This window comes from Actinomycetospora straminea (assembly GCF_028737255.1).
GTDB classification, from domain to species: Bacteria; Actinomycetota; Actinomycetes; order Mycobacteriales; family Pseudonocardiaceae; genus Actinomycetospora; species Actinomycetospora straminea.
The window spans coordinates 62,594-86,911 of the sequence record NZ_JAQZAN010000026.1; the positions used below are offsets into that span (position 1 = coordinate 62,594).

The following is a 24,318-nucleotide window of genomic DNA, read 5'->3' on the forward strand; positions in this document are numbered from 1 at the left end:
TGTAGCTCCCTACTTGACCGCGCCGAACGACAGGCCCTGCACCAGCTTGTTCTGCGCCACCCAGCCCGCGAGGATCACGGGCAGCGCGGCCAGGGTCGCCGCCGCGGAGAGCTGGGCCCAGTACAGGCCCTCCGAGGTGATGAACCCGACCAGGAAGACCGGCATGGTGCCGGCGTTGGCCGCGGTCAGGTTGACCGCGAAGAAGAACTCGTTCCACGCGAAGATCACGCAGATCAGCGCCGTGGCGAAGATGCCCGGCGAGATGATCGGCAGCACGATCTCGCGCAGCGTGCGCCACAGCGGGGCGCCGTCGATGCTCGCCTGCTCGAGCAGCTCGCCCGGCACCTCCAGGAAGAACGAGCGCATCATCCACACCGCGATCGGCAGGTTCATCCCGGTGTAGAGGACGACCAGCGTCCAGATGTTGTCGAGCATGCCGATCTGGTTGACCACGACGTAGATCGGCACGATCACCGCGACCACCGGCAGCATCTTCGTGGAGATGAAGAAGAACAGGACGTCCTGGGTCTTCTTCACCGGGCGCAGCGAGACCGCGAACGCGGCCGGGATCCCCAGCAGCAGCACGAGCAGCGTGGAGAACACCGTGGCGATCAGGGAGTTCACCAGGTACGGGCCGACGCCGGCGGAGAAGACACCCTCGTACTGCTCCAGCGTCGGCTCGAAGATGATCTTCGGCGTCGTGGTGTAGGCGTCGGTCTCCTGCTTGAACGAGGTCAGGACCATCCAGAAGACCGGGAAGAAGAACGCGATGCCCACGACCCAGGCGATGACGCCCAGCCAGACGTTGGCGGCGCTGCGCTTCTGACGACGGGGCTCGGGCGGCGCCGCGGGCTCCTGCGTGTCGGGCGGAGTGCTCGTCGTGATCGCCATCAGGCCGCCTCCTGCTCTCCACTGAACGACTTGAAGATCAGGCGCAGCGCGAAGTTCGCGGCGATGAGGGTCAGGATCACCACGACCACGCCCATCGCCGCCGACTGGCCGATGTCGAAGCCCAGGAACGCCCGCTGGTAGATGTAGAAGGGCAGGTTCGCGCTGGCCACGCCCGGACCGCCCTGGGTCATCATGTAGACCTGGTCGAAGATGTTGACCAGGTAGATCGTGCCGAGCACGACGCCGAGCTCGATGAAGCGGCGCAGGTGCGGCAGCGTCAGCTCGCGGAACGTCGACCATGCGCTCGCCCCGTCGACCCGGGCCGCCTCCAGCTGGTCGGTCGGCATGCTCTGCAGGCCCGCGAGCAGCAGCAGCATCATGAACGGCGTCCACTGCCAGATCAGGGCGGCCATCACCGAGGCCAGCGGGTAGTTGCTGATCCACTCCGTGCCCGAGCCACCGAACGGCGTCAGCACGAAGTTGATCAGGCCCAGCGTCGGGTCGAGCAGCACCGTCTTCCACAGCAGCGCCGCCGCGACCGGCGTGATGAGGAACGGCGTGATGAGCAGCGTGCGCACCACACCGCGCCCGGCGAACTGCCGGTTGAGCAGCAGCGCCAGCAGCAGGCCGAGGACCACCGCGATCAGCACCGAGCCGAGCGTCATGATCACGGTGTTGAGCGCGACCGTCCGGAACTGGCTGTCGGCGAAGACGTCGCCGTAGTTCGCGAACCAGACGAACTCCTGCGACCCCGGCCGGACCAGGTTCCACGACTGCAGCGAGTAGTAGAGCGTCAGGATGAACGGGATCTGCGTGACGATGATCGTGAAGACCAGCGCCGGGAGCAGCGGGGCGCGGCGCCGCCATCCCTCGGCCCGGTCGACCATCGGCGTGCCGCCGGTGCTCTCCGGTGCGGCGGTCGGACGTTCCGTCGTGGTGGTCATCGCTGGTAGCTCTCCCCCACCGTCTCCGCGTAGTTCTGCGACTGCTCCAGGGCCTCGTCCACCGTGATCTGGCCGGCGATCGCGGCGCTGACCTGCTGGCTGACGCGGGTGCCGAGGTCCTGGAACTCCGGGATCCGGACGAACTGCACGCCCTGGTACGGCACCGGCTGCACGGTCGGCTGCTGGGGGTTCGCCCGCTGCAGGCCGTCGAGGATGAGCGGCGCGTAGGCGTTCGCCACCTGCTGGTACTGCGGGATCTGGTAGGTCGACTGGCGGGAGCCGGGCGGGATCGAGGTCCAACCGATGTCGGGGTCGTTGCCGGCCCGCTGGATGTACTCCCGGTCGGTCATCCAGGACATGAACCGCCAGGCGGCGTCCTTGCGCGGGGAGGTCTGCGGGATGGCCAGCGACCAGGTGTAGAGCCAGCCGGACGACGGGGTGGCGACGACGGGCGCCGGCGCGTAGCCGATGCGGCCCGCGACCGTCGACTCCGCCGGGTCCTCGACGGTGCCCGCGGCCGACGTCGCGTCGTACCACATGGCGACCTGGCCCTGGCCGAACTGCGTCGCGCACTCGGAGAACCCGGACTGCGAGGCGCCGGGCTGGCCGTGCTGGCGGACGAGGTCGACGTAGAACTGCACCGCGTTGCGGACCTCGGGCGACGTCAGCTGCGCGCGCCACTGCGGGTCGTACCAGCGGCCGCCGAAGGTGTTGATGACGGTGTCGAGCGGGGCCATGACCTCGCCCCAGCCGGGCTTGCCGCGCAGGCAGATGCCGCGCTGGCGACCCTCGCCCTGGTCGAGGCGGGCGGCGAACTCGGCGATCTGCGGCCACGTCGGCTGCGCGGGCATCTGGATGCCGGCCTGCTCGAAGAGGTCGCGGCGGTACATGAGGAACGACGACTCGCCGTAGAAGGGCACCGAGTACATCCGGCCCTCGTAGGACAGCGAGTCGCGGACGGTGGGGATGAAGTCGGCCCGGTCGTAGCCCGGGGTGGCCGCCATGTAGGGCTCGAGGTCGGTCAGCCAGCCGTTCTGCGCCCACTGCGGCGTCTCGTAGTTCGAGACCATGACGATGTCGAACTCGCCGCCGCCGGTCGCGACCGACGCGGTGATCTTGGCGCGGGCCTCGTTCTCGGACAGCGAGACGAAGCGCAACCGGATGCCGGGGTTCTCGGCCTCGAACTCCGGCGCGAGCGAGATCGCGTCCTCCATCTGCGGGTTGGACACGATCGCGACCGTGACGGTCTCGACGCCCTCCGCGCTGCCGAGCGCCCCGGCACCGGAGCACCCGGCCAGGAGCCCCAGGGTCGCGAGGACCGCTCCGAGGACCGCCGGGAGCCGGCCCCGTCGCCGTGCCACCGCGCCGTGCATCCGCGCCTCCCGAGCCGCACTGGTGGAGCCTGGCCGCCGGCGACCGTGATGTGGGCCACGTGCGGTGTGGTGACCGTAAAGCTGCGCTCCGTGAGAGGCAAGCGCTTAACCCCTTCAGTTCGGGGTGGAGCGTCGAGGGTGCGCGCGGGGTACAACTAGCGCGCACGCGGTGGGAGGTCCGAGCGACGCCACCGGAGGACGGGAGCCGGTCATGGTGACGTCATGGTGACGATGGCCGATGTGGCACGGATGGCCGGCGTCTCCACGGCCACGGTCTCGCACGTCCTCAACGGCACCCGCCCGGTGCGCGCCCGGACCCGCGAGCAGGTGCTCTCCGCGGTGGCCGCGACCCACTACACGCCGAACACCGTCGCCCGGTCCCTGGCCACCGCGCGCACGACGACGATGGGCCTGGTCCTGTCGGCCATCTCGAACCCGTACTTCGGCGAGCTGCTCCACGGCGCGGAGTGCGCGGCCGCCGACGCCGGCTACACGCTGCTGCTCGTCGACCCGCACGAGGACCCGGAATACGAGCTCACCGTCGTCTCCCGCCTGCACCACCACCGCGTCGACGGCGTCGTGCTCGCCCCGTCGGCCCGCCCCGACGACGCGCTGGCCTACCTCGCGCGCCACCGGGTGCCGACGGTGCTGCTCGACCGGCTCATCGACCCCGCCCACGACCAGGTGGGCAGCGAGAACCGCGAGGCCACCGCCGCGCTGACCGGGCACCTCGCCGACCACGGGCACACCCGCATCGGGCTGGTCGCGGGCCTCGACGGCCTCGCGACGACGATCGAGCGCCGCGACGGGCACCGGGACGCTCTGGTCGCGCGCGGGCTGCCCGTCGACCCGGCGCTCGAGGTCAGCGGGTCGTCGGCGACCGAGCAGGCGCGGGTGGCGACCGCGGCGCTGCTGGCGCTCGACGACCCGCCGACCGCGGTCGTCGTCGGCAACAACAGCATGACCATCGGCGTCATGCAGGCGCTGCGCGCGGCCGGTCTCGCGGTGCCCCACGACGTCGCCGTGGCCGCGTTCGACGACTTCGCCTGGGCCGACCTGTTCTCGCCCCGCCTGACCGTCGCCGCCCAGCCGTTCGACGAGATCGCGCGGACCGCGGTGCACCTGCTGCTCGCGCGGATCGCCGACCCCGACACGCCCCCGCAGACCCGGCGGCTCGCGCCCGAGCTGCGGATCCGGGAGTCGTGCGGCTGCCCGCCCTGAGGATCCGGATCTAGGTCAGGCGGGCGAGGTTGTCGAGCGAGCGCGTCAGGTGCTCCTCGTCGAACGGCGGGAAGCTGATGTGCTCGCGCAGGAACGCCGGGACCGCCGACCAGTCGTAGGTCAGGGTCACGCGCGTGCCGTCACCGTCGGGCTCGAGGTCGTAGCGCCAGGTCCAGCCGCCGAAGCCGATCTCGCCGTCGGGGCCGTACTGCCCGGGCTGCCAGGCCAGGGTGCGCGGCGGGTCGAACACCTCCACGCGGTTGTGCATCCGGTAGTCGCCGTCGGGGTGGTTGCGGTGGAACATGCCCATGCCGAAGACCTGTCCGGCGCCGGTGATCGCGCCCTCGTCCAGCGGCTCGCGGACCCAGCCCGTGCCGTCGATCGCCGCGTGGCTGCCAGGGTCGGCGAGGACCGCGAACACCGCCTCGGGCGCGGCGTCGACGTGCCGCGTCACGCTCATGACCTCGGTGGCCGTGCCCGTGCTCATCGTCGGTGCTCCCGTCGCTCTCTCGATTGGTCCTCCGATCGTATCGGTGAGTTGCTGTGTAGGACAAGGTCGCGGAGGGGCGTGGCGTCGACGATCGTGGCCATACTGCGGGGCATGGCGCGCTCAGCGACGTACGTCGCCGGGGTCGACTCCTCGACCCAGGCGACCAAGGTCCTCGTCGTCGACCCCTCGGACGGGAGCGTGGTCCGCGAGGCCCGCCGCGCCCATCCCGACGGCACCGAGGTCGACCCCCGGGCCTGGTGGGACGCGCTGGCCGGCGCCCTCGGCGAGGTCGGCACCGACGACGTCGCGGCGATCGCCGTCGCGGGCCAGCAGCACGGGATGGTGCTGCTCGACGAGGCCGGGGAACCGGTCCGCGACGCGCTGCTGTGGAACGACACGCGCTCGGCGCCGGACGCGCGGGCCCTGATCGAGGAGCTCGGCGGGGCCGAGGCGTGGGCGGAGGCGGTCGGCACGGTGCCGGTCGCGAGCATCACCGCGACGAAGCTGCGCTGGACCTCGCGCGCCGAGCCGGAGAACGCCGGGCGGGCGCGGACGGTGATGCTGCCGCACGACTGGCTGACCTGGCGGCTGTGCGGGATGCCGGACGAGCCGGTGACCGACCGGGGCGACGCCTCGGGCACCGGCTACTGGTCGACGGTCACCGGCGAGTACCGCCCCGACCTGCTCGAGCTGGCGTTCGGGCGCGCGCTCGGCGTGCCGCGGGTGGCCGGGCCGGACGAGGTCGTCGGGCACACCGAGGGCGGCATCGTCGTGGGCCCGGGGACCGGCGACAACGCCGGCGCGGCGCTGGCGATCGGGCCGGGGGCCGGCGAGGTGATCGTGTCGATCGGGACCTCGGGCACGGTGTTCACCGGCTACGACCGACCGACGGCCGACGCCTCGGGGCTGGTCGCCGGGTTCGCCGACGCGCGCGGGGGCTACCTGCCGCTGATCGCGACCCTCAACGCGGCGCGGGTGCTGGGCGTCGGCGCGGGGCTGCTCGGGGTGGACCCGGAGGGGTTCGACGAGCTCGCCCGCGCCGCCTCCCCGGGCGCCGGGGGGCTGGTGCTGCTGCCCTACCTCGACGGCGAGCGCACCCCCGACCGCCCGCAGGCCCAGGGTCGCTACGTCGGCCTGACCACGGCCAACGGGACCCGCGAGAACCTGGCGCGCGCGACGGTGGAGGGCATGCTCTGCGGGCTCGCCGACGGCGTCGACGCGCTCACCGCGCAGGGCGTGCCGGCGCGCCGGGCGCTGCTGATCGGGGGCGGGTCGCGGTCGGCGGCCGTCGCCGAGCTCGCGCCGGACGTGCTGGGCCTGCCGGTCGAGGTGCTCGCGCCGCAGGAGTACGTGGCCCTCGGCGCCGCCCGCCAGGCCGCCTGGGCGCTGCAGGGCGAGGAGCCGTCCTGGCGCGTGCCGCGCGAGACCAGCCGCGACGTCACCGACGCCTCGATCTCCGAGGAGGTCCGCGCGCGCTACGCCGACGTGCGGGACGGCCGGGCGCCGTAGCTCGCCCGGGTTGGTCAGCCTGGCGTCCACGCTGACGTCCAACGTCAGGATATCCCCCAGCTCGATGTCGTCCTGCTCGGGAATTGAGCGCGCTGGACTCATGTTGAGTGAGTCGTCGGCCCGCAAGGCCGGGCCGCCTTCGGCACTCGAGGAGGAACCACCATGAGCACGCTGATCCCCTGGGGCCCGCGCTTCGTCGACCCGTTCGCGCTGACCGACGCCCTGTTCCGCCGCCCCGCCGCCCCGCGCAGTGGCCGCGGCACCGCCTGGTACGCCCCGACCACCGACGTGGTGCGCGAGGGTGACGACGCCGTCGTCCGCCTCGAGCTCCCGGGCGTGGACGTGGCCAAGGACGTCACCGTCGAGGTCGACGGCGACCGCCTCACCGTCCGCGGCGAGCGTCGCGACGAGCAGACCGGCGAGGGCTTCCGCCAGAGCCGCTACGGCTCGTTCCGCCGGACCTTCACCCTGCCCGCGCACGTCGACGGCGACGCGGTGTCCGCGTCGTACGACGCCGGCGTGCTGACGGTCCGCGTGGCCGGCGCCCACGCGTCGGTCGAGGCCGGCGCCCGGCGCATCGCCATCGACGGCGCCCCGGCGCCGGAGTCGGGCGAGGCCGGCGAGTCGACCGAGTCGGTCGAGCCGCGCGAGGGCGAGTCGGGCGAGTCCCAGGCCGCCTGAGGCACCCGGACGCAGCGAACGCGCTGTTCGCTGCTTCTACGCGCAGGAACTCCCCGTTGATCACCTCGTGATCGCGGGCCCCGACGCCCGCGGGACCACCCCGGTCCCGCGGGCGTCGTCGTGTCCGGGGTCGAAACGGGGTGCGCGAGCTGGCGGATTTCCTGACGTTGAGTGTCAGCGTGGACGCCAGGCTGGCACCACCCCGGTGCGCCAGCCGGCCTCATGTCTCGACGGGCCAGGGGGGCGTGTCGCGCGGGCGAGGATGTGGCGATCCTGGCGTTCAGTGCCAGCGATGCCGCATCGCTCGCACAAGCTCCCGCAGGGATCGGCGCGGGACGAGGCCCTCGGCGCGCAGGGTCACCGTGAAGTCGGCGGCGTCGTCGCGCATCGACGTCCCGGTCCGGCGGGGGTGGGCGGCGATCCACGCGTCGAGGCGCGGGCCGAGCTCGGCGCCGAGGCGCTCGTGCACCTCGACGGGCAGGAGGCGCGCCAGCGCCCGGCGGCGCTTGGCGCGCAGGGCGTCCGCCTCGAGGGCCACGCGCGCCGGGTCGATCCCCGCCGGCGCCGGCCCGTCGGCGACCAGCGCGGCCAGCAGCGCCGCCTGCCGGGCCGCGAGCTCCTCGCGGCTCACGCCCGCACCCGGTCGTGCACCGCCCGCAGCGCCGCGAGCTCGGCGGCGAGCTCGTCGTCGGGCGGGTAGCGGTCGTCGCGCTCGAGGAGGACCGCGGGCGGACGCCGGCGCGCACACAGCGCGTCGAGCAGATCGAGCACCGGCGCGGTCAGCGCGTGGGCGTGGGTGTCGTGGTAGACCCCGTCGCGCTCCACCCCGCCCGCCGCGTGCACATAGGCGACGCGCTCGAGCGGCAGCTCGTCGAGCACGCGCTCCGGGTCCTGCCCGAGGTTCACCGCGCTCGCGTGCAGGTTCGCGACGTCGAGCAGCAGCCAGGCGTCGGCCCGCGCGCAGAGCTCGGCGAGGAACGCGCCCTCGCTCATCTCGGCGTCCGGCCACGCGAGCAGCGGCGCGATGTTCTCCAACGCCAGCGGCACGCCGAGCGTCGCCTGCGTCGCGCGGACGTTGTCGACGACGACGTCGAGCGCCTCGCGCGTGCGCGGCACCGGCAGCAGGTGCCCCGACTCGAGCCCGCCCGCGCGGACGAAGGCCACGTGGTCGCTCGCGAGCGGCGCGTCGAGGGCGTCGGCGACGGCCGCGAGGCGCTCGACCCGGTCGTGGCGCAGCGGCTCCGCCCCGCCCAGCGACAACGACACCGCGTGCGGCAGCACCGGCACCCCGCGCGCCCGCAGCGCGGTGATCGACGCCGGCAACGCCCCGGGGTGGAGGTCCTCGGCGACGGCCTCGACGAAGTCGACGTCGGCCATCCGCTCGATGGTCAGGTCGATCTCGTGGCGCCAGCCGATGCCGACGCCGGTCGGACCGCCCGGCAGCGCGCTCATCCCCCGCACCCGCCGCCCCCGCCGCAGCCCCCGCCACCACCGCACGACGAGCCGCCCCCGCACGACGACCCTCCGTCGGACCCGCCGCCGTCCGAGCCGCCCGTCCCCGCGCCCAGCGACGGCGCGGCGAGCAGGTGCGCGAGCTCCGCGTCCGGGTACATCGCGAGCCCGCCGACCGCGACCATCCCCGCGATCCCGAGCGTCCCGGTCGCGACCGGTCCCCACGCCCGGTCGGCGGCAAAGGCCGGGCGGTACAGCGACGCGTGCGCGGCGGCCAGCGTGGCCCGGCCCCGGCGCGTCGGGCGGTGCACCGAGAACGGGAGCACGGTCAGCGCGACGGCCGCGGCGAAGATCGTGAGCACCACGAGGAACACCGTCGGCGCGCCCCGCGCGAGGCCGGCCGCGCACCGGACGAGCCCGAGCAGGACGACCGCGCCGACGACGAGGTACGCGAGGTGCTTGCGCCGTGCCACGGCCGCCGGATCGTGGAACAGGCCCCGGCGCCGGGCGGCGACCTGGAGGTCGCGGACGGCCGGGGCGCCGCGCATCCGCATCGTCGTCTCCCCCGTGCGCAGCCCGTGCGGGGAGCCGGCGATCGTGTCGACGACGGTCTCGTCGAGCTCGCCGATCGGCGGGCGCCCCGTGACGGTCAGGTGCCGGTCGCGGCCGACGCGCAGCACGCCGCCCTCGACCAGCCGGGCGATCGCCGCGTGCACCAGCCGCGGCGGCCCGCCCGCGAGCAGCGCGAGGTCCTCGACCGTGACGTCCGGCGACGGCGCGTCACCGTCGGCTCGCGCCACCTTCCGGTCGAGCAGCCACACCGCCACCGGCGCGACGAGGGCGCTCGCCACGACGAGCAGCACGTAGATCCCGAGGAACGCCGGGCCGGAGATGCCCCACGTGTCTCCCACGACGACCTCCGGGTCGCGACGAGTGGCGGCCGCACCCGCGGCGCGCTCGAGCGCACTGTTGTCCGCGCCCGTCGCGGACAGCAAGCGCGACCACTCGTTCGGCCCAGCGATCAGCTACCGACTGTGAGAAAAGCGGTCAGCGACGACGACCGCGGCCCGCGCCGGAGCGCGCGGAGTGGGCCGCTGCCGAGTGGCCCGGCGCGCTCGGCGACGCAGCTCCGGCCGCCGCCGACCGCGGCCGACCGCCCCCCGTGCCACCACCGCGAGCACCCGACGCGCCGCCGGAGCCGGCCCCGGCGCCCGCGGTCGCACCGCCGTCGGTGCGCGAGCCACCGCCGCGCCCCCGGCCGCCGGACCGCGAGGCCCCGGACCGCGATCCGCCCGACCGCGAACCCCCGGACCGCCCGCCGCCCGAGCCGCCCGCGCCGCCCGGACCGCCGCCGGACCGGCCCGACCCACGGCCGCCGCCGGACCGCCCCGACCCCGCCGGCGGCTGGGGCGGGGGCTTGCGGGCCGCCGACTCCGGGCCGTCCTCGGGCGCCACGCGCGGCGCGGGCTCGCCGACCAGCGCCGTGATCTCGCGTGCCCCGGGCCCCACGTCCGCGGTCTTCGGGCGGATGCCGGCCTTGCGCGTCATCGACGCGACCTCGGCGCGGTCGGCGGGCGCCACGAGCGTCACGACGTCGCCCGCCGAGCCGGCGCGCGCGGTGCGCCCGGAGCGGTGGGTGTACGCCTTGTGCTCGGCCGGCGGGTCGACGTGCACGACGAGCGCGACGTCGTCGACGTGGATGCCGCGGGCGGCGATGTCGGTGGCGACGAGGACGCGCACGTCGCCGGACGCGAAGCCCGCGAGGTTCCGGTCCCGCGCCGGCTGCGAGAGGTTGCCGTGCAGCTCCGTGGCCGGGATCCCGGCCGCGGTGAGCTGGCGGGAGAGCTTGCGCGCGGCGTGCTTGGTGCGGGTGAACAGCATGCTGCGCCCCTGGCCGCCGGCGAGCTCGTTGACCACCGCGGTGCGGTCGCCGGGCGCGACCGTGAACACGTGGTGGGTCATGTCGGGCACCGGCTCCTGCGCGGTGTCGACGCTGTGGGTCACCGGCTCGTGCAGGAACTCCCGCACGAGCCGGTCGACCTCGCCGTCGAGCGTCGCCGAGAACAGCAGCCGCTGCCCGTCGCGCGCGGTGCGGCGCAGCAGCCGCCGGACGGCCGGCAGGAAGCCGAGGTCGCTCATGTGGTCGGCCTCGTCGAGCACCGTGACCTCGACGCGGTCGAGGTCCACGAGCCCCTGCCCGAGGAGGTCCTCGAGGCGGCCGGGGCAGGCGATGAGCAGGTCGACGCCGCTGCGCAGCGCGTCGGCCTGGCGGCCCTGGCCGACGCCGCCGTAGACGACGGTCTGGCGCAGGCCGAGGGCCTCGGCGAGCGGGGCGAGGGCGTCGCGGACCTGGCTCGCGAGCTCGCGCGTCGGCAGCAGCACGAGGCCGCGGGGACGCTTCGAGATCGTGCGCCCGCCGGCGAGGCGGGACAGCAGCGGCAGCCCGAAGGCCAGGGTCTTGCCGCTGCCGGTGCGGCCCCGGCCGAGCACGTCGCGGCCGGACAGCGCGTCCGGGATCGCGGCGTGCTGGATCGGGGTGGGGTCGGTGATCCCGCGCGCCGCGAGCACGTCGACCACGTCGGCGGGGATGCCGAGGTCGGCGAAGGGCGTGCGGGAACGGGGAGCAGACGTCGTCGGGATGTCGGGGACCTCTCCACGGGGAACGAGGGGGCCGCGAGCGTCGGCCCGTCCACGGTGTCCACGGTGGAGGGGTGCCGCGTCGAGCGCGGAGTGCTGACGACCCACGGGCGCCGGTGCGGCGCCGCGTACCCCTCCAGTCTCCCAGAGATCGTCGGCGCCGGTGCGACCACGGGGGGTGTCGGACGTCTCGGGCACACTGACCGCCGTGATCAGCTGCCGCTGCGAGATCGCGCCGCCGTCGCTGCTGCTGCGGGTGGCCGAGCGGGGCGGGCGCGACGCGCGGGACGCGGCCCTGCGCACGCTGCTGGTTTCGGCGGCACTGCGGTCGCGGCGCACGGCTCTCGGCGCGACGCTGCGCCGGTTCGGGCTCTCGCCCGCCGACCTGGAGTTCCTGCCCGCGCAGGCGCCCGCCACCGGCCCGGAGAACACCGTGTACGACGCCGCGGGCGGCGAGGAGGAGGCGCTGCCCGGGCGCCGGGTCCGCGGCACCGACGACCCGCCGACCGGCGACGCCGCGGTGGACCAGGCCTTCGACGGCGCCGCGGCCACGGCGACGTTCTACCGGGAGGTCTTCGGGCGCGACTCGATCGACGGGCGCGGGCTCGACCTCGTCTCGTCGGTCCACTTCCGCCGGCGCTACGACAACGCGTTCTGGACCGGCGACCAGATGGTCTACGGCGACGGCGGTGGCGGGGTGTTCGTCCCCGGCGGGCTGACGCGCTCGCTGGCCGTCATCGCCCACGAGCTCACCCACGGCGTCACGCAATTCAGCGCCGGCCTCGAGTACCGAGGGCAGAGCGGGGCGCTCAACGAGTCGTTCTCCGACGTCTTCGGCGTCCTCGTCGAGCACCGCGCCGGCTACGTCGACGCCGCGTCCGCGTCGTGGCTGGTGGGCGAGGGCATCCTCGACCCCTCGCTCGGCGGCGCGCTGCGCAACATGATCGCGCCGGGCACGGCCTACTCGGGCGACGACCAGCCCGCCGACATGGACGCCTACGCCGACCTGCCCGCCGACGACGACCCGCGCAACGACAACGGCGGCGTCCACATCAACTCCGGCATCCCCAACCGCGCCTTCGCCGAGGCCGCCCGCACGCTCGGCGGTCGCGCCTGGGAGACGGTGGGCCCGATCTGGTACGAGGTCCTCACGGGCGGGCGCCTCGCCCCGACCGCCGACTTCGCGGCCTGCGCGGCGCTCACCGTGACGGTGGCGGGCGAGCGCTACGGCGAGAGCTCGGCCCAGCAGGACGCGGTGCGCGGCGGCTGGGAGGCGGTCAAGGTGCGGCTACCGGCGGACCCGCGGTGAAGGTGACCGTGGTCCGGGCCGGCGGGGTCGCGGGCATGGTGCTCACGGTCGAGGTCGACACCGGCGAGCTCGACGCGGACGCGACGGCGCAGCTCACGGGCCTGGTCGACGCCTGCGAGTTCCCCGACGTCCCGCCCGCCGCCACCAAGGGCCGCGCCGACACCTTCGACTACGAGCTGGCGGTCGAGCGCGAAGACGGCGCGGTGCGCCGGGCCCGCTTCGGCCAGGGCGCGGCGCCGCCGGGTGCCGACGCCCTCGTGACGTGGGTCCTCGACGGCCCGCACGGACACCGACGCATCGGACGCTGAGGGGACGCTGGTGATCGAGGACCTGTGGAGCCGCTGGGTCGACCGGCTCGACGCGGAGGGCTGGGGGGCGCGGGCGATGGTGCGCCCGCCCGCCGAGGACGCCGTCGTCGCGGTGGCCGGGGAGGTCGTCGGCGGCTTCCCCGACGAGCTCGCCGCCCTCTACTGGGTCGCCGACGGCCAGGTCGCGAGCCGCGACGCGACCGGCCTGTCCACCAACCTCTTCCCCGGCTACGAGTTCCTGTCGGTCGCCGGGGCGTCGCGCGCGTGGCAGGGCTGGGCGGACATCCGGGCGACCCACCGGCCCGAGGACGTCGACGACATGATCACGGTCCGCGGCGACGACCCGGTGCACCGCTCGTACACCCGTGCCGGCTGGTGGCCGCTGGCCGAGGACGGCGGCGGCAACCACCTCATGGTCGACCTCGACCCGCCGCCGGGAGGCACCGTGGGACAGGTGATCGTCGCCGGGCCCGACGAGGACGAGCGCCGGGTGCTCGCGCCCGGCGTCGCCGCCTACATCGAGGCCCTGCTCGCCGCCGACCTCGCCGCGCCCGACCCGGACGCGCTGGCCGACGGTGTCGCGTGGTGGGACGCCCCGACCTGCGCTGACGGGTCACCAGTCGAGGAAGCCCCCGCCGTCGAAGCCGCCGTCGAACCCGCCCGGGTCCATGCCCGGGTCCATGCCCGGGTCCATGCCCGGGTCGGCGGCCGCCGCGTCGCCACCCACCGCGGCCGCGCCGAAGCCGGACACCAGCGCGCTGGCGACCAACATCCCGCCGACGACGCCGACACCGCCGAGGAGCATCGGGCGCCACCACGGCTCGGAGTACCAGCCGGCGGGCACGGGACGGCCGCCGACCATGCCGCCCGGGTAGTAGTGGCTGTTCTGCGCCGAGGGCCGGGGCGAGCCGGTGACGGCGCGGCCCTCGACCTCCACCGACTGCTCGGCCTCCAGCGCCCCGGCGCGCGACCGCTCGGCGGCGCCGGGCAGCTCCGGTCCGGGGTCCATGCCCATCGCGGTGCGGGCGGCGCGCACGTAGTAGAGGCCCTCGAGCGCGGTGTCGCCGACCAGCCGGTACTGCGGGGCGGTCGACGCCTGCTCGAGCTGCGAGCCGGCGGCGGTGTAGCGCTCGGCGGCGTCGGCGAGCGCCTGCTTCGAGGGCTCGTCGGTGCCGGTCAGGTTGAGGACCTGGCCGCCGAGGCGTTCGTACCAGCGGCGCGCCTCGGCCTCGGCGTCCCCCAGCTGGCTCTGGGCGGTGGTGCCCCGGCCGCGCCCGCGCGTGGCCACGAGGGCGACCAGGCCGCCGACGACGAGCAGGATGAGCAGGATCTCCACGTCTCCCACTGTCCGCGCGGCGCCTGAGACGCGGCTGTGGAGGAGCTGGGGGTTCCGGCGGAGGGCGCCCCTCGCCGTTCGTGTCGAGCGACGGGGCCCTGCGCTCAGCGACGGGGACTCAGACGCGCCGCATGGGCACGTGCGGGATGCCGTCCTCGTCGTAGCCCGGGCCGTCGACGACGAACCCGAGCCGCTCGTAGAACCCCTGCGCCCGCACCTGCGCGCCGAGCACGACCGGCCCTTCGAGGTCCGCCATCACCGCCCGCATCAGCGCCGCCCCGGCGCCGGTGCCGCGGTGCTCGGGCGCGGTGACGATCCGACCCAGCCGGGTGACCCCGCCGCCCTCGTCGAGCACCCGCAGGTAGGCGGCGATCTCGCCGGCCGGCCCCCGCGTCCACACGTGCTCGGCGGCCGTGTCGACACCGTCGAGCTCCTGGTAGGCGCACGCCTGCTCGACGACGAACACCCGCACCCGCAGGGCGAGCAGGTCGTAGAGCTCGGCGGCCGACAGCTCGGTGAAGGCCCGCCGGATCACGCGAACCCGACCACGGCCCCTTCGGCCGCCGAGCCGACGAGGCGGGCGTACTTGCCGAGCACGCCGGTGCGGTGCTTCGGCGGCGGGGTGGTCCAGCCCTCGCGGCGGGCGGCGAGCTCCTCGTCGGAGATCAGGAGGTCGAGGGTGCGGGCGGCGAGGTCGAGGCGGATGCGGTCGCCGTCGCGGACGAAGGCGATCGGCCCGCCGTGGTCGGCCTCGGGCGCGACGTGCCCGACGCACAGGCCCGTCGTCCCGCCGGAGAAGCGGCCGTCGGTGATGAGCAGGACGTCCTTGCCGAGGCCCGCGCCCTTGATCGCGCCCGTGACCGCGAGCATCTCGCGCATCCCGGGCCCGCCGCGCGGGCCCTCGTTGCGGATGACGACGACGTCGCCGGGCTGCAGCCCCTCCGGGCCGGACGCCTCGACGGCGTCCATCGCGCCCTGCTCGCCGTCGAAGACGCGTGCGGTGCCCTCGAAGGAGGCGGTGTCGAAGCCCGCCGACTTCACCACGGCACCGTCGGGGGCGAGCGAGCCGCGCAGGATCGTCAGCCCGCCGGTGGGGTGGATGGGGTTCGACAGCGGGCGCAGGATCTCGCCGTCGAGGCCCTCGGGGCGCAGCTCCTCGAGGTTCTCGGCGACCGTCCTGCCCGTCACCGTGAGGCAGTCGCCGTGGACCAGCCCCGCGTCGAGCAGCGCCTTCATGACCACGGGCACGCCGCCGACGCGGTCGACCGTGTTCATCATCCAGCGTCCGAACGGCTTGACGTCGGCGAGGTGGGGGACCTTGTCGCCGATGCGGTTGAAGTCGTCGAGGGTGAGCTCGACGTCGGCCTCGCGGGCGATCGCGAGCAGGTGCAGCACCGCGTTGGTCGAGCCCCCGAACGCCATGACGACGGCGATCGCGTTCTCGAACGCCTCGCGGGTCATGACGTCGCGGGCGGTGTGGCCGCGGGCGAGCATCCCGACGACGGCCTCGCCGGACGCGCGGGCGAACCCGTCGCGGCGACGGTCGGCCGACGGCGGCGACGACGACCCGGGCAGCGCCATCCCCATCGCCTCGGCCGCGCAGGCCATGGTGTTCGCGGTGTACATGCCGCCGCACGCGCCCTCGCCGGGGCAGATGGCGCGCTCGATCTCGTCGACCTTCTCGCGGCTGATCAGCCCGCGGGCGCAGGCGCCGACGGCCTCGAAGGCGTCGATGATCGACACCTCCTTGCCGTCCACCGTGCCGGGCATGATCGAGCCGGCGTAGAGGAACACCGACGCGAGGTCGAGGCGCGCGGCGGCCATGAGCATGCCGGGCAGCGACTTGTCGCAGCCCGCGAGCGTCACCGTCCCGTCGAGCCGCTCGGCCGACACCACCGTCTCCACCGAGTCGGCGATGACCTCCCGGCTGACCAGCGAGTAGTGCATGCCGACGTGGCCCATCGAGATGCCGTCGGAGACCGAGATCGTCCCGAACTCCATCGGGAAGCCGCCGGCGCGGTGCACGCCCTCCTTGGACGCGGTGGCCAGGCGGTCCAGGGACAGGTTGCAGGGCGTGATCTCGTTCCACGACGACGCGATGCCGATCTGGGGCTTGGCGAAGTCGTCGTCGCGCATCCCGACCGCGCGCAGCATGCCGCGGGCCGCGGCCCGCTCCATGCCGTCGGTGACGTCGCGGCTGCGGGGCTTGAGGTCGGCCTGCTCCATGAGGCGAAGGTAACGCTTGTCGCCCCCGGAGGCCGGGAGCAGACTCGGCCGCATGACGGGTGAGCCGCTCGAGCCGTTCTGGCCGGGCCGCCGCTCGGACGCCTTCGACGAGCTCTGTCGCCGGGACCGCTGACCACCGCGTCCCACCCCGCGCCACCTCGACGGAGCCCGTCACCGTGACCACCCTCGCCGCGCCCCGCGTCGTCCACCTCGACCGTCCCGACCCCACCGGCCCGGACCTCGGCCCCGTGGGCGGGTCCCGCGACCTCGACGCCCTCGTCGACCGGGCCCGCGCCGCCGAGGCCGGCGGCGCCGCGGTCGTCGTGATCCCGCCGGGCGGGACCGGCGACCACTGGCCCGCGACCGCCCGGGCGCTGGCCGTCCTGCTCGCGACGACGTCGGTGCGGGTCGTCGTCGCCGTCGACCCGGCGGCGAGCGAGCCCGACGCGATCGCCCTCTTCGCGCGCAGTGCGGCCGGCCTCGCGGGTGACCGGCTGATCGTGCAGGTGCGCGGGGCGGGCGCCGAGGCGTTCGCCGGTGCCCTCACCGCGCGCTGGGACGGCCCGGTCGTCGCCGGCGACGCGGACCTCGCCGCCCGCGCCTGACGCCGCCCCCCGGGAGAGCCCGGTCACAGCGCGGACCAATAGTTGACGCCTCAACTGATAGTGCTAAGCTCTGCCTAGAAAGTTGATGCTTCAAGTCTCATGGAGGACGACATGACCGAGACCGCTGCGCCGACCCTCGAGCTCGCGGGCTCGTACCAGATCGACCCCGCCCACACGCGCATCGGCTTCACCGCCCGGCACGCGATGGTCACCAAGGTCCGCGGCACGTTCGGCGACTTCCGCGGCAGCGCCACGATCGGCGAGGACCCGGCCCGCTCGGGCGTCGAGATCGTCATCGCCGCCAACAGCCTCAACACCGGCCAGGAGCAGCGCGACGGGCACGTCCAGGGCGACGACTTCCTCGCCGTGAACGTCTACCCGGAGATCACCTTCCGTTCGACCTCGGTGGAGCGGGACGGCGACACCTGGAACATCACCGGTGACCTGACGATCCGCGACGTCACGCAGTCGGTGACCGTCCCGTTCGAGTTCACCGGCCTGGCCAAGGACCCGTTCGGCAACGTCCGCGCCGGGTTCGAGGGCTCCACGACGATCAACCGCAAGGACTTCGGCATCACGTTCAACGCCGCGCTCGAGACCGGCGGCGTGCTCGTGTCGGAGAAGGTCGGCCTCGAGTTCGACGTCTCGGCGGTCAAGCAGGCCTGACCCGACGGGCGCCACCCCCGGCGCACGTCGCGACCGGCTCACGACAACGGCCCGCGCCCCCACACCAGGGACGCGGGCCGTCGTGTGTCCGGGGACCTCAGACCGTGTCGTCCAGCATGCGGCCGATCGCCCCGCCGTCGTCGCCGTCGTCGGACCGGGAGCCACCACCGTCGTCGTCGGCGTCCCCGCCGCGGTCGTGCCCGCGGTCCCCGCCGTCCCGGTCACCGTCGCGGGCGGAGCGGCGGTCGCCGTCGCCCTGCCGGTCCTCGTCGCGGTCCTCAGCACGGTCCCGGTCACTGTCCCGGTCGCGGTCGCCCCGGTCCGCACGCTCGGGGGCGTCGTCGCGCCGGTCGGCCGCCCGTGCCTCGGCCGCCGGGCGGTCACCCGAGCGGGTCGCGGGACGGTCGGCGCCGCCCGAGGAGGGACGGGCGACGTCGTCGTCGGCGTCCGCGTCGGCTGCGGCGCCGGTCGGCGCGGGGCCGGCGGGGCCGACGATCAGCCCGGAGGAGCCCGGGGTGGGTACGGCGAGCACGGCGGCGGGCGGCGTCAGGTCGACGGCCGGCTCCTCGATCGTCCCGGCCACGACCGTCGCGGAGGCGTCGCCGCCCGTGGTCGCGAACCCGGCACCGAGCACCCCGCCGACGACCGCGGCACCGACGCAGGCGGCGAGCACCGCGCGCCGGGCGCGACGTGGAGGCCGCGCCACGGGCAGGCCGCGCGCGGCGCGCGGTGCGATCCCGTGCCGCGCCGTGTGGGCCGCCAGGGCGGCGCGCAGCCGCGCCCGGGCACCCGTGTCGCCGGGCGCGACGACGAGGGCACGCACCGCCTCGACGACCTCGCCGGAGGGGGCCACCGCCGCCGGCGCCGGACCGGTGACCGCGGTGACGGCGATGCCCGCCAGCGCGAGGACGTCGTCCTCGGCGCTCGCGGTGTCCGCCACCGCCGCGCCCAGGCCGGTCCAGCGCGGGCCGAGCGTCGGGTCGAGCAGGACCGCGTCGGGACCCACCCCGCCGTGCACGAGCCCGAGGCGGTGCAGGCGTCCGAGACCGACGGCGAGCCGGGCCACGAGCAGCGCGGCCGACGTCGGGTCCCACGGATCGAGCGCGCGGTCGAGGCTGCCGCCGCGGGCCACCGGCATGACCACGAACGGTCCGTCGGCGCCGTCGGGGGCGCCGTCGAGGACCTCCATCGCCTGGCCCGGCCCGAGCTGCACGCGCCGGAGCGCGTCGTGCTCCCACCGCGCCGTGCCGTCGGCGCCGGGGAAGGACTTGATCACCACGTCGCGCTGCAGCAGCAGGTCGTGCGCCCGGTGGACCGGGTTCTCGCGACCGCCGAGACGCTCGGCGGGGCGGTAGCGCTCACCGGGGGCGGTCGGGCGCGTCGAGGTCACGCGGGCTCCTTCGTGAGGAGGACGAGGGGGCGCCGCCCTGGTGCAGCGGAGCCGAGTACCACCCGACCCGGTCCCTCACACGTGCCACGCGGGGATCAGTGCGACGCGTTCCGTCCCGGCTCGTCGGTGAAGCGGACGTCGACCGTCTGGTGGTCCTTCTGCCGCTCGGACTCGACGTAGGACTCGTAGGCGCGCAGGTCGGCGGCCGTGGTGTCGCGGTCGTCCGGGTACATGCTGAACAGGCTGCGCGGGTGCAGGCGGCGGGCGAGGACGGCGTCGAGCTCGGCGCACAGCACGAACACCGCCGCGGCGAGGTAGATCCAGGCCAGCAGGCCGAGCACGATGCCGAAGAACCCGTAGGTCGCGCTCGCCCCGGCCAGCCGGGTGCGCACCAGCCAGGTGCCGATCTCCAGCAGGACCTGCCACGTCACGCCGGCGGTGACGGCGCCGATCCAGCGCTCGCGGATCGGCACCCGGTGGGCGGTCAGCAGGTGGTAGGCCAGCAGGAACAGGCTGACGTTCACGATGAGGCCGGCGACGGTGGTGGCCCACCGGGCGAGGTCGCCCCAGCCGAGCAGGGCGCCGGCCGTGGCGCCGAGCGCGGACAGTCCCGCCGTGGCCAGCACGCCGACACCCACGAGCAGCACGACGAACGCACCGCGCGCGTAGGCCGTGCCGATGCCGGGTCGCTCGGCCCGGGGCACCGCCCAGACCTCGTCGAGCGCGTGCTGGGCCGCGTGGGTCACGCCGAGCGCGCCGTAGACGGCGACGACGCTGCCGACGACCAGGCCGACGACGCTGCCGCTCATGGTGTGGACGTTGTCGCGGATCTGGTCACCGATCACCGGCACGTTGCGCAGCGCCGACGTCAGCACCGCCTGCTGGGCGCCCGGGTCGTCGTGCAGGACGTAGCCCAGCACCGTCACGGCGAGCAGCAGGAGCGGGAAGAGCGAGACGAAGCCGTAATAGGCGAGCAGGGCGGCGAGGTAGGTGCCCTGGTCGTCGACGAACTTGTAGACCACGGCCAGCGGCAGCGCCGCCCAGCGGTGCCGGCGCTGGAAGGCGTCGAACCTCCGCGAGACCCCCATCCCCACCTCCCCGACCGCATCGTGCGGATACCCCCTCGACGGCCGCGTCACCGGAGCAGTCGCTGCCGCCGAACGGGGACTCCGGTCGACGAGGCCCGGGGTGGAGTGGCTCGCCAGGGCGGTCCACGACACACTGACGCCCCGACACGGCGATCACCGGGAGGCGCAGCGTGGAGTTCGACGTGCTGGTCGAGGTACCGCAGGGCAGCCGCAACAAGTACGAGATGGACCACGAGACGGGGCGGCTGCGGCTGGACCGCACGCTGTTCACCGCGACGCGGTACCCCGCCGACTACGGCTACATCGAGAACACCCTCGGCCAGGACGGCGACCCGCTCGACGCGCTCGTGCTCGTCCAGCAGCCCACTTTCCCGGGATGCCTGGTGCGCAGCCGCGCGATCGGCATGTTCCGCATGACCGACGAGGCCGGCGGCGACGACAAGGTGCTCTGCGTCCCGAGCGACGACCCGCGTCTCGAGCACCTGCGCGATATCCACCACCTCGACGAGTACCACCGCATGGAGATCCAGCACTTCTTCGAGGTCTACAAGGCGCTGGAGCCCGACAAGGAGGTCGAGGGCCACTCCTGGGTCGGGCGCGCGGAGGCCGAGAAGGAGGTCCGCGCGTCGCTGGATCGCGCCGAGAAGGAGGGCTACACGACGTGAGGGCGCCGACGTGACCGAGCCGCCGGACCCACCGCCGAACGTCGCGACCATGCGCACGATCGGCATCGTGTGGGCGGTCGCGGGCGTGCTCGCGATCCTCGTCGGCGCCGTCGCGACGGTGGTCGCGATCGTGATCTTCGGCGTCCTCGCCCTCGCGCTGGGCATCGCCATCATCGCGATCCAGGACGTCCGGGCGCGCTCGGCGATCCGCGCCTCGCGGACGCTGACCAACGCGCCCGTGCCGCCGGCCGACCCGCCGACCGCCGGCCCGCCCAGGTCCACCCCCGGCCCGCCGCGGAGGGCGACGGCCGGGCCGACCCCCGGTCCCCCCGACGACCCCACCGGCGGCCCGTCGGAGACCGGCGACGACGCCGGCGCCGAGGCCGCGGTGGGCTCGACGGGGTCCGGGTCGTCGGGCGGCTCGGGGTCGGGGAGCTCGGGCGGCTCGGAGTCGGGGAGCTCGGGCGGCTCGGACGGGGGCGGCTCGGACAGGGACGAAGACGAGGACGGGGGCGGGGACGGCTCGGGTGCCCCCGACGGCCGCCGCGACGCGTGAGGCGCCGGGGCCGGGGGTAGAGCCCTCTCGACCGTGCCGTCGACCCCTGGAGGCACCGTGGCCACCCCCACCGACGACGACCGCACCCTGCTCACCGTCATCGCGCACATGAAGGCGCTGCCGGGCAAGGAGCAGGAGCTGCGCTCCGAGCTCGAGAAGCTGGTCGAGCCGACGCTGGCCGAGGACGGGTGCGTCAACTACGACCTGCACGTCGCCGTCGACGACCCCGGCACGTTCTTCTTCTACGAGAACTGGACGAGCCCCGGGCACCTCGAGGCGCACCTCGCCAACAGCCACCTCGTGGAGTTCGCCGGCAAGCTCGACGAGTACCTCCAGGGTGGTGCCGACGGGCTCGTGATCACGCAGTTGCAGCGGATCCGGTGACCGAGCACCCGACCCCGCGGACGGTCGCCTCGGCGATGGCCGAGGCGGCCGTCGCGTGGATCGACGGTCTCGACGACGAGCAGCGGGCGATCGGCGTGTGGGACTGGCCGGGCTCGAAGGCCGCGGACGCCGAGCGGGTGCGCTGGTACTACACGCCGACCGACCACGGCGGCCTGACCGTCCACCAGCAGCGCCCCCACCAGCAGCGCGCGGCGATGCGCCTGCTCGCCAGCGGCCTGTCCGAGCCGGGCTACGTCAGCGCGGCGACGATCATGGGGCTGGAGAACGTCCTCGACCGCACGGAGGGCTTCACCGCCGGGTTCGCCCGCGACCGCGGCCGCGACCCGGGCATGTACTACTTGCGGGTCTTCGGCGACCCGGCCGGCGACGGGCCCTGGTCCTGGCGCTTCGGCGGGCACCACGTCTCGGTCAACCACCTCGTCGTCGGCGGCGAGGCCGTCGCCGGCAGCCCCTGCTTCCTCGGGGCCGACCCGATGGTGTCCCCGCTGCTCGGGGGCCGGGAGCTGCGCCCGCTCGGCGGGGTCGAGGACACCGCGCGCGAACTCCTGCACGCCCTCGACGCCGACCAGCGCCCCCGCGCCGTGCTCACCCCCACCGCGCCCGCCGACATCATCGGCGCCAACCGCGTGCGCCCCGGGCCCGGCGACCGCCTCGTCCCGCTGCCCGACCTCTGGCGCGGGCACTTCGAGCAGGGCCTCGAGGACCGGCTCTGGTCGATGCACGACGGGCTCGAGGCCCAGCTCGGCGTCACCGAGGCCGACCGCGCCGCCACCGAGTTGACCGCCGCCCCGCGCGGCATCGCCGGCGCCGACCTCGACGCCGGCCAGCAGGAGATCCTGCGCCGCCTGCTCGACACCTACGTCGGGCGGATGCCGCCGGGGCTCGTCGAGCGCGAGCGCGCCCGGTTCGACGGCAGCGCGCTCGACGCCGTGCACTTCGCCTGGGCCGGCGGCGCCGAGCGCGGCGAGCCGCACTACTACCGCCTGCAGGGCCCCCACCTGCTCGCCGAGTGGGACAACGTCCAGCGCGGTGTCAACCACGCCCACTCCGTCTGGCGCGACCCCGAGCGCGACTTCGGGCTCGACGTGCTGGGCGAGCACCTCGCGCTCCACCACCCCGAGCACCACCCGTGACCGGGGCGATCACCGACGCGACCGTCACGCTGTCGACCGGCACGCTGCGCGGGCGACGGCGCGGCGGTGTCCTCGGGGCCGTCGGGGCCGTCGAGGTGGTCGAGTTCCGCGGCATCCGCTACGCCACCGCGCACCGCTTCGCGCCGCCGGAGCCGCCCGCGCCCTGGTCCGGGATCCGCGACGCCGTCGAGCCCGGCCCGATCAGCCCGCAGCTGCCCGCCCGCGTCGCGTCGGTGACCGGCCCGTCGACCGACGACGACGCCCCGCAGGACGAGGACTGCCTGCGCCTCGACGTGCGCGCCCCGGCCGCCGCGCTCACCGACGGCGTGCCCCGCCCGGTGCTGGTCTGGCTGCACGGCGGGGCCTACGTCATCGGGTCGGCGTCGACGTCCTGGTACGACACCGCGCGCCTGGTCGCCGAGGGGGACGTCGTCGCGGTGAGCGTGGGCTACCGGCTCGGGGTGCTGGGCTGGCTCGCCGCGGACGGGGTGTCCGACGGCAACCTCGGGCTGCTCGACCAGATCGCCGCCCTGCGCTGGGTGCAGGAGCACATCGCGGCGTTCGGCGGCGACCCCGCGCAGGTCACGGTGGCGGGCCAGTCCGCGGGCGCGCACGCGATCGCCTGCCTGATGACCGTCCCCGCGGCCCGCCCGCTGTTCCGGCGCGCGATCCTCCAGAGCGGCCAGCTGGGCCTCGGGCTCTCGTCGCCGGCGCGGGCGGCGCGGGTCGCGGGCCACGTCACCGAGGGCCTCGACGGCGCGGACCCGCGGACGGCGGGCGTCGACGCGCTGCTGGCGGCCCAGCGCCACGCGATGATCCGCGCCGCGGGACCCGGCGGGCTCGACTCGTCGCCCGCCTTCGCGCCGACCGCGGGCGTCGCGCCGCTGGCGCCGGGCGTGACGTGGACCGACGCGGCGTCGTCCGGGCACGACGTGCTCGTCGGCGCGACCGCGGACGAGATCGAGACGTTCCTCGCCATCAGCCCGCCCCTGCGCGCGGCCCGGCGGCTGCCGCTGATCGGACGGCTCGCGTCGGCGGCCGGGGGCGTGGTGACGCGGCGGGTGTTCACCGGACCCGCCGACCGGTTCGCCGACGACGCGGCCCGCGCCGGCGCCCGCACCTTCAGCTACCGCTTCGCGTGGCGCGCGCCCGCCTCGGGCCTGGGTGCCTGCCACTGCGTCGACCTGCCGTTCCTGTTCGGCGCGCGCGAGGCGTGGGCGGGCGCGCCGATGCTGCGCGGGGCCGACTGGGACACCGACGTCGAGCCGCTCGGGGCCGTGCTGCGCGGGGCGTGGCTGGCGTTCGCGCGGCACGGCGACCCCGGGACCGACGACCTGCCCTGGCCGCCGCACTCCCCCGGCGCCGGGCCGACGGTCGTGCTGGACACCGTGACCGCCCACCGGAACGGGCACACTCGATGAGGACACCCCTGA

General features: G+C 75.1%; 25 protein-coding genes and 1 pseudogene. 13 read left to right on the top strand and 13 right to left on the bottom strand.

Annotated elements, in window-relative coordinates; translation table 11 throughout:
* Positions 1-9 precede the first annotated feature (9 nt).
* The 3 genes from PH190_RS26800 to PH190_RS26810 are packed head-to-tail and all read right to left on the bottom strand — an operon-like array spanning position 10 to position 3,208.
* Positions 10-891, bottom strand: coding sequence for a carbohydrate ABC transporter permease (locus PH190_RS26800; protein WP_274234596.1), 882 nt, complete (start codon positions 889-891; stop codon positions 10-12).
* Entirely contained in the window at positions 891-1,835 is a 945-nt protein-coding gene (locus tag PH190_RS26805; RefSeq protein WP_420791716.1) for a carbohydrate ABC transporter permease, read from the bottom strand. Before PH190_RS26805 ends, PH190_RS26800 begins: the two co-directional genes overlap by 1 nt.
* Positions 1,832-3,208, bottom strand: coding sequence for an ABC transporter substrate-binding protein (locus PH190_RS26810; RefSeq protein WP_274234597.1), 1,377 nt, complete (start codon positions 3,206-3,208; stop codon positions 1,832-1,834). Before PH190_RS26810 ends, PH190_RS26805 begins: the two co-directional genes overlap by 4 nt.
* Before the next feature lie 231 nt (positions 3,209-3,439).
* Here PH190_RS26810 and PH190_RS26815 point away from each other — a divergent pair, with 231 nt between their 5' ends.
* Positions 3,440-4,429: a LacI family DNA-binding transcriptional regulator gene (locus PH190_RS26815; RefSeq protein WP_337993860.1), complete on the top strand. Its 990-nt coding sequence runs from the start codon at positions 3,440-3,442 to the stop codon at positions 4,427-4,429.
* A gap of 10 nt (positions 4,430-4,439) precedes the next feature.
* On the opposite strand, the gene PH190_RS26820 is transcribed toward PH190_RS26815, so the two are convergent.
* Positions 4,440-4,916, bottom strand: coding sequence for an SRPBCC family protein (locus PH190_RS26820; RefSeq protein WP_274234599.1), 477 nt, complete (start codon positions 4,914-4,916; stop codon positions 4,440-4,442).
* 114 nt (positions 4,917-5,030) lie between these two features.
* On the opposite strand from PH190_RS26820, the gene xylB reads away from it, so the two are divergent.
* Both xylB and PH190_RS26830 read left to right on the top strand, forming a co-directional pair.
* Positions 5,031-6,428, top strand: coding sequence for a xylulokinase (gene xylB, locus PH190_RS26825; protein WP_274234600.1), 1,398 nt, complete (start codon positions 5,031-5,033; stop codon positions 6,426-6,428).
* A 162-nt stretch (positions 6,429-6,590) separates the two neighbouring features.
* Positions 6,591-7,109, top strand: coding sequence for an Hsp20/alpha crystallin family protein (locus PH190_RS26830; protein ID WP_274234601.1), 519 nt, complete (start codon positions 6,591-6,593; stop codon positions 7,107-7,109).
* 280 nt (positions 7,110-7,389) lie between these two features.
* On the opposite strand, the gene PH190_RS26835 is transcribed toward PH190_RS26830, so the two are convergent.
* The 4 genes from PH190_RS26835 to PH190_RS26850 are packed head-to-tail and all read right to left on the bottom strand — an operon-like array spanning position 7,390 to position 11,138.
* Positions 7,390-7,740 (bottom strand): SCO6045 C-terminal-like domain-containing protein, encoded by a 351-nt coding sequence (locus tag PH190_RS26835; protein ID WP_274234602.1) that lies wholly within the window; start codon positions 7,738-7,740, stop codon positions 7,390-7,392.
* Positions 7,737-8,561 carry an MbnB/TglH/ChrH family RiPP precursor modification enzyme gene (locus PH190_RS26840; RefSeq protein WP_274234603.1) on the bottom strand — a complete coding sequence of 275 codons (825 nt, stop codon included), beginning with the start codon at positions 8,559-8,561 and terminating at the stop codon, positions 7,737-7,739. The genes PH190_RS26835 and PH190_RS26840 overlap by 4 nt, the downstream gene beginning before the upstream one ends.
* Positions 8,558-9,556, bottom strand: coding sequence for a TIGR04222 domain-containing membrane protein (locus tag PH190_RS26845; RefSeq protein ID WP_274234604.1), 999 nt, complete (start codon positions 9,554-9,556; stop codon positions 8,558-8,560). Before PH190_RS26845 ends, PH190_RS26840 begins: the two co-directional genes overlap by 4 nt.
* Before the next feature lie 52 nt (positions 9,557-9,608).
* Positions 9,609-11,138 carry a DEAD/DEAH box helicase gene (locus PH190_RS26850; protein WP_274234605.1) on the bottom strand — a complete coding sequence of 510 codons (1,530 nt, stop codon included), beginning with the start codon at positions 11,136-11,138 and terminating at the stop codon, positions 9,609-9,611.
* 268 nt (positions 11,139-11,406) lie between these two features.
* Between PH190_RS26850 and PH190_RS26855 the strand changes: the two genes are divergently transcribed.
* From PH190_RS26855 to PH190_RS30900, 3 genes and pseudogenes are all read left to right on the top strand, one after another.
* Complete coding sequence (locus PH190_RS26855; protein WP_274234606.1) at positions 11,407-12,507, top strand: M4 family metallopeptidase; 1,101 nt, start codon at positions 11,407-11,409, stop codon at positions 12,505-12,507.
* Positions 12,504-12,815: a protealysin inhibitor emfourin gene (locus PH190_RS26860; RefSeq protein ID WP_274234607.1), complete on the top strand. Its 312-nt coding sequence runs from the start codon at positions 12,504-12,506 to the stop codon at positions 12,813-12,815. The genes PH190_RS26855 and PH190_RS26860 overlap by 4 nt, the downstream gene beginning before the upstream one ends.
* Positions 12,816-12,891: 76 nt before the next feature.
* Positions 12,892-13,326: pseudogene (locus PH190_RS30900) on the top strand (SMI1/KNR4 family protein); the annotation flags it as partial.
* A gap of 102 nt (positions 13,327-13,428) precedes the next feature.
* On the opposite strand, the gene PH190_RS26865 reads toward PH190_RS30900, so the two are convergent.
* From PH190_RS26865 to ilvD, 3 genes are all read right to left on the bottom strand, one after another.
* Positions 13,429-14,151 (bottom strand): hypothetical protein, encoded by a 723-nt coding sequence (locus PH190_RS26865; protein WP_420791717.1) that lies wholly within the window; start codon positions 14,149-14,151, stop codon positions 13,429-13,431.
* A gap of 118 nt (positions 14,152-14,269) precedes the next feature.
* On the bottom strand, positions 14,270-14,686 hold the full coding sequence (locus PH190_RS26870; RefSeq protein ID WP_274234609.1) for a GNAT family N-acetyltransferase: 417 nt from the start codon (positions 14,684-14,686) through the stop codon (positions 14,270-14,272).
* On the bottom strand, positions 14,683-16,377 hold the full coding sequence (gene ilvD, locus PH190_RS26875; protein WP_274234610.1) for a dihydroxy-acid dehydratase: 1,695 nt from the start codon (positions 16,375-16,377) through the stop codon (positions 14,683-14,685). The genes PH190_RS26870 and ilvD overlap by 4 nt, the downstream gene beginning before the upstream one ends.
* 176 nt (positions 16,378-16,553) lie before the next feature.
* On the opposite strand from ilvD, the gene PH190_RS26880 reads away from it, so the two are divergent.
* Positions 16,554-16,982 carry a hypothetical protein gene (locus tag PH190_RS26880; protein WP_274234611.1) on the top strand — a complete coding sequence of 143 codons (429 nt, stop codon included), beginning with the start codon at positions 16,554-16,556 and terminating at the stop codon, positions 16,980-16,982.
* 111 nt (positions 16,983-17,093) lie between these two features.
* On the top strand, positions 17,094-17,648 hold the full coding sequence (locus PH190_RS26885; RefSeq protein ID WP_274234612.1) for a YceI family protein: 555 nt from the start codon (positions 17,094-17,096) through the stop codon (positions 17,646-17,648).
* Positions 17,649-17,745: 97 nt separating this feature from the next.
* Here the strand turns inward: PH190_RS26885 and PH190_RS26890 are convergent, their stop codons facing one another.
* Complete coding sequence (locus tag PH190_RS26890) at positions 17,746-19,038, bottom strand: hypothetical protein (RefSeq protein WP_274234613.1); 1,293 nt, start codon at positions 19,036-19,038, stop codon at positions 17,746-17,748.
* Positions 19,039-19,133: 95 nt separating this feature from the next.
* Entirely contained in the window at positions 19,134-20,126 is a 993-nt protein-coding gene (locus PH190_RS26895) for a YihY/virulence factor BrkB family protein (protein ID WP_274234614.1), read from the bottom strand.
* Between the two features lie 170 nt (positions 20,127-20,296).
* Here PH190_RS26895 and PH190_RS26900 point away from each other — a divergent pair, with 170 nt between their 5' ends.
* The 5 genes from PH190_RS26900 to PH190_RS26920 are packed head-to-tail and all read left to right on the top strand — an operon-like array spanning position 20,297 to position 24,306.
* Positions 20,297-20,791 carry an inorganic diphosphatase gene (locus tag PH190_RS26900; protein WP_274234615.1) on the top strand — a complete coding sequence of 165 codons (495 nt, stop codon included), beginning with the start codon at positions 20,297-20,299 and terminating at the stop codon, positions 20,789-20,791.
* A 10-nt stretch (positions 20,792-20,801) separates the two neighbouring features.
* Complete coding sequence (locus tag PH190_RS26905; protein WP_274234616.1) at positions 20,802-21,347, top strand: DUF308 domain-containing protein; 546 nt, start codon at positions 20,802-20,804, stop codon at positions 21,345-21,347.
* A 57-nt stretch (positions 21,348-21,404) separates the two neighbouring features.
* A complete protein-coding gene (locus tag PH190_RS26910) occupies positions 21,405-21,731 on the top strand; it encodes a putative quinol monooxygenase (RefSeq protein ID WP_274234617.1) in 327 nt (108 codons plus the stop codon).
* Positions 21,728-22,885 (top strand): DUF3500 domain-containing protein, encoded by a 1,158-nt coding sequence (locus PH190_RS26915; protein ID WP_274234618.1) that lies wholly within the window; start codon positions 21,728-21,730, stop codon positions 22,883-22,885. The genes PH190_RS26910 and PH190_RS26915 overlap by 4 nt, the downstream gene beginning before the upstream one ends.
* Positions 22,882-24,306, top strand: a complete 1,425-nt coding sequence (locus PH190_RS26920) for a carboxylesterase/lipase family protein (protein ID WP_274234619.1) — start codon at positions 22,882-22,884, stop codon at positions 24,304-24,306. The genes PH190_RS26915 and PH190_RS26920 overlap by 4 nt, the downstream gene beginning before the upstream one ends.
* Positions 24,307-24,318 lie beyond the last annotated feature (12 nt).